The following is a 4,153-nucleotide window of genomic DNA, read 5'->3' on the forward strand; positions in this document are numbered from 1 at the left end:
CTGAGCGGATGAACCGCTCGCCGCAGCGCCGTCATCGAGACGTCGGTCGCCGCAGGAGACTCCATCTAGGAAGGATCACCCAACCTTTCAAGAGCCTTGTCCGTCGGTTGCTTCGAGGTTGCCCCCGTCGCTCCCGGCGAGGCGCGCTATCTATGGAAGACCGCTCCGCCGGTCAAGGGGCCATTCACATCGGTCCCAGAATTTCACGTCGCACCCTTGTCGCAGGCGACGAGACCACGACGTCGGAAGGTGGGCTATGGGTCAGCAGCGGCCATCACTTGCCCCCTAGCCCACCCCCAACACCCTCGCCGCATTCCCGCCCATCCACTTCGCCCGCACGCTGTCCTTCAGCGGCAGCTCGTCCGTCTCGGCCACCAGCTGCGCCAGCGGGATCGCCTGCGTCCCCCAGCCCGACCCGAAGATCACCTTGTCCTGGAGATTGCGGGCTCCGTAGTAGATCAGGGCCTCGTAGCCGGCGCCGGGGGCCAGCATGTGCTTCACGCGGCGGCAGGCGAAGTCGATCCAGATGTTCTTGTGGCGCGAGGCGATGGCGCAGGTCTCGGCGACCCAGGGCCAGCCGGTGAGGGCCGCCACGATGCGCAGTTCCGGGAAGCGGATGGCGACCTCGTCCAGGTATTTTGGGTGGGCCAGGTCGTAGGCGCGGTCGGAGAGCAGATGCATGCCGGCGGTGATCCGCACCGGGATGTCCAGCTCCACGCACTTGGCCAGGAAGGGCCAGTAGGCCGGATCGTTGATCTGGCGGTTCTCGCGGTAGCAGGAGACCTCGAAGCCGCGGCAGCCGAGCTCGCGCACGCCGCGCTCGAGGGCGGCTGCGCCCGCCTCCCCCTCGTCGCCCCAGATGCGGAACCAGGGGATCAGGCGGTCCGGGTATTCGGCGGCGAAGCGGGCGACGTCTTCGTTGCTGGCCCGGCGCCCCGCGTTGCCGATGCAGGCCATGGCGACGCCGGCGCCGTCCAGCATGGCGATGACCTCCTGGTGGCTCAAGGCGCGCGCCATGTCCTTCTCGCACAGCTCCAGCGCCAGGGCGGTGAGGCCGCGGGAGGCCTTGGCGTCGTTGAACTCCTCCAGGCTCATGCCCAGCTGGGCGGCCCAGCCGGGGGCCATCATCTGGGCGTAGCCTTCCTTGTCGAAGCCGCGCCCTTGCTCGATCAGCCGGACGGTGTCCTCCACCGCCTCGCGCGTGGGGGTGTCGCACTCGAAGTCGATGATCATGACGCCTGCCCGTCCCCGTCTCGTCCGCCGCAACTCGGGGGATTGGTCGCGGCCGCGGCGCCGCTTGTCAAATCGGCGGCGGATCAGCGGAGATAGCCGAGCACCAGCCGGGTGGTCTCATCAACCAAGCGGCCGACCGCCTCGTCCGAGAGGATGTCGGGCCGGTGCAGGACCGCCGTGTGGGTCACGGCTTCGACGGAGGTCACGGACACGAAGGCCGCGAGGTCCAGGTCCACCGGGCGCAGCTCGGCCCTGTGGCGCTCGAGGTAGGCCCTGAAAAGCGCGAAGGTCTCCTGGTTGAAGGCCTCGACGTCCTCGAGGGCGCCGGTCCGCGGGATCTGCTCGACGAGCACGCGATGCAGCGTCGGGTCGATCCGATGGGCCTCGATGGCCGCGGCGACGAGCTTTCGCACCCCCTCGTCGAGCGGCTGCGAAGCTGCCTCCTCCAGCACGTCGCGGACGACCTGCATCAGGTCCCGGTTGTGGCGTGCGATGACGGCGGCCACCACCGCCTCCTTGGAAGGGAAGTACTGGTAGAGCGAGCCCACGCTGACGCCCGCGGCGGCGGCGATGCGGTTGGTGCTGGCGCGGTCGAAACCCTCGCTGACGAGAATGCGAGCGGTCGCCTCGAGCAGGGCGTCGACGGTTGCGCGGGACCGCGCCTGAGCGGCGATTTTTCGGGGGCTTGTGAGCGGCCTCGGCGGCATTTCCGGAGCTTCCGCAATGCGAGTAGTCGATGCGAGCTATCGCTCGTATTATCCAGCACATTCGAAGTCAACGGACGGACAGACAGCGCCGATGCCCCCACTCAAAGTCGATCTTCAGGACCGATTCCTCGTCTATGATGAAGGACGGGGCGCCTTCACCGTCAGCAAGCTCCTCGACGGGCTCAGCGATGCTGACGATGTGTTCCTGATCGGAGTATCCGACTTTTCGGACGACGCATCGGTGCATGCCGACCACTGGGAGATCCACCCCGCCGGCGATGAAATACTTTGCGTCCTGCAAGGGCGCCTGCTGGCGACGGTCGATCAGGACGGCGCCGTCGAGGCCGCGGAGATCGGGCCGGGCGAGGCCTTGATCGTACCCAAGCGCAGTTGGCATCGCCTGCAGGTCCTGAAACCTGGCCGCCTGCTGTTCTTCACGCCGACCGCAGGTGTTGCGCACCGACCGCACGAGCCCGCGGCATCCCGCCCAACATCCTCCGCCGAGGCCTGAGCCGCGCCGCCAAGCCCCGCGCCCATCCGCGTTCGAACAGGGAAAGACCGATGCCGCCTTCGGCTTACGCGCAACTCATGGACATGAAGCTCTGGGCCGACCGCGGCCTGCTCGACGCGCTCGCCCAAAGCCTCGACCGGCTGGACGGGGGCGAGGCTGCGATCATGCTCCGCATCGTCGACCACTTCCACGTGGTGGACAGGATATTCCAGCATCATCTCCAGGGCCTGCCGCACCCGTTTCGGGCGGCGCAATCGGAGACCCTTCCGAACCTGGAGACGCTCGCCGAGGACATCCGGCGCGTGGACGAATGGTACAGCGGCTATACGCGCGGCCTCTCGCCGGAGGACCTGGAGGAGCCGGTGAGTTTCGTCTTCACCAGCGGCAAGGCTGCGCGGATGCGCCGGGGCGAGATCATCCTGCACGTGTGCCTGCACGGGACCTATCACCGCGGCAACGCGGCGGCCCTGCTCCTGTCCAAGGGCCTTATCCCCGGTCCCGACGCCCTCACGGACTACCTGGAGCACGTCGCCTGACGGCGGATCCAGCCTTCAGAGCAGCGCCCCGCTCTGCGCCTGCCAGGCCGGGGAGTCGGAGCGCAGGGCGGCGGCCAGGACGTCCAGCGTCGCGCGCACGCTGGGCCGCAGGCCGCGGCGGGAGGTGAACACCAGGTGCAGGATGCCTTCGGGGCTCGCCCAGTGGGCAGCGGGTCCCGGCCGGGCGCCGCACCGGGTGAGCGCCAGACTTCGCAACCTTAAGGGGGCGTCAACCCTGCTGAACGACGGTACTCCGGCCCTTTTCGAGGAGAGCCAGGTGATGGCCGACGTAGCCCTGCGGTCCGCTCCGCGTGTCAACCCTGTGTCCCTGCTGTTCACGGTTGCGATCTTCACCAGCGCCTCGCTGGTGTTCCTCGTCCAGCCGATGATGGGCAAGATGCTGCTGCCCAAGCTGGGGGGCTCGCCGGCCGTGTGGAACACGACCATGGCGTTTTTCCAGGCCGCCCTGCTGGCCGGCTACGGCTACGCGCACCTACTGCAGAAGTTGCGCTCGTTGAGGGCGCAGGCCGCCATCCACCTTGCCGCGCTGCTGCTCGCCGTGGGGTTTCTGCCATTGCACCTGCCCGGAGTGCTCGGCGATCCCCCGCCGAATGCGCCCGTGGGGTGGCTGCTGGCGGCCTTGACCATCAGCGTCGGCTACCCCTTCGCGATTCTATCCTCCACAGCTCCACTGCTGCAGGCCTGGTTCGCCCGGCTGAACGGCGAGGGATCGAACCCCTACGCGCTCTACGTGGCCAGCAACGTGGGAAGCATGCTGGCGCTCCTGGCGTATCCGACAGCAGTCGAGCCGCTGCTCGCGCTTGAAGGACAGACCCACGCCTGGGCTATCGTTTTCGCCATCTTCGTGTCCCTGGCGGCCCTTGTGGGAGCCTCCGTCTGGGGCGCCGGCGCACCGGCTCCCGTCGCCGCCGCCGACGCGCAAAGCGCCACCGGTCCAACGGAGTGGCGCACGCGCGCGGTATGGATCCTGCTCGCAGCTGCGCCATCGAGCCTGATGCTGGGAACCACCACCTTCCTGAGCACCGACGTCGCCGCAACGCCGTTCCTGTGGGTGCTGCCGCTGGCGCTCTACCTCGCCACCTTCATCGTCGCCTTCCAGGACCGGCCGGCGATCTCACCGCGGATAGCGCTGGTGGGCCAAGGCC

5 protein-coding genes and 1 pseudogene are annotated in these 4,153 nt (G+C 68.3%); 3 read left to right on the forward strand and 3 right to left on the reverse strand.

All coding sequences use genetic code 11. The features are described 5' to 3' along the window. Positions 1-285 precede the first annotated feature (285 nt). Both VHK87_RS13600 and VHK87_RS13605 read right to left on the reverse strand, forming a co-directional pair. Complete coding sequence (locus tag VHK87_RS13600) at positions 286-1,233, reverse strand: amidohydrolase family protein (RefSeq protein ID WP_329635431.1); 948 nt, start codon at positions 1,231-1,233, stop codon at positions 286-288. Positions 1,234-1,316: 83 nt separating this feature from the next. Next, entirely contained in the window at positions 1,317-1,940 is a 624-nt protein-coding gene (locus VHK87_RS13605; RefSeq protein ID WP_329635432.1) for a TetR/AcrR family transcriptional regulator, read from the reverse strand. Between the two features lie 91 nt (positions 1,941-2,031). On the opposite strand from VHK87_RS13605, the gene VHK87_RS13610 reads away from it, so the two are divergent. Both VHK87_RS13610 and VHK87_RS13615 read left to right on the forward strand, forming a co-directional pair. Next, entirely contained in the window at positions 2,032-2,451 is a 420-nt protein-coding gene (locus tag VHK87_RS13610) for a cupin domain-containing protein (protein ID WP_329635433.1), read from the forward strand. Between the two features lie 77 nt (positions 2,452-2,528). Further along, the gene (locus tag VHK87_RS13615; RefSeq protein ID WP_329635434.1) at positions 2,529-2,987 is read left to right on the forward strand and encodes a DinB family protein; all 459 of its coding nucleotides are present in this window, start codon (positions 2,529-2,531) and stop codon (positions 2,985-2,987) included. A gap of 15 nt (positions 2,988-3,002) precedes the next feature. On the opposite strand, the gene VHK87_RS13620 is transcribed toward VHK87_RS13615, so the two are convergent. Further along, positions 3,003-3,203: a hypothetical protein gene (locus VHK87_RS13620; protein ID WP_329635435.1), complete on the reverse strand. Its 201-nt coding sequence runs from the start codon at positions 3,201-3,203 to the stop codon at positions 3,003-3,005. Positions 3,204-3,267: 64 nt separating this feature from the next. Here VHK87_RS13620 and VHK87_RS13625 point away from each other — a divergent pair. Then, a pseudogene (locus tag VHK87_RS13625) lies at positions 3,268-4,153 on the forward strand (spermidine synthase); the annotation flags it as partial.

Source organism: Phenylobacterium sp. (assembly GCF_036263695.1).
Taxonomy (GTDB): Bacteria; Pseudomonadota; Alphaproteobacteria; order Caulobacterales; family Caulobacteraceae; genus Phenylobacterium.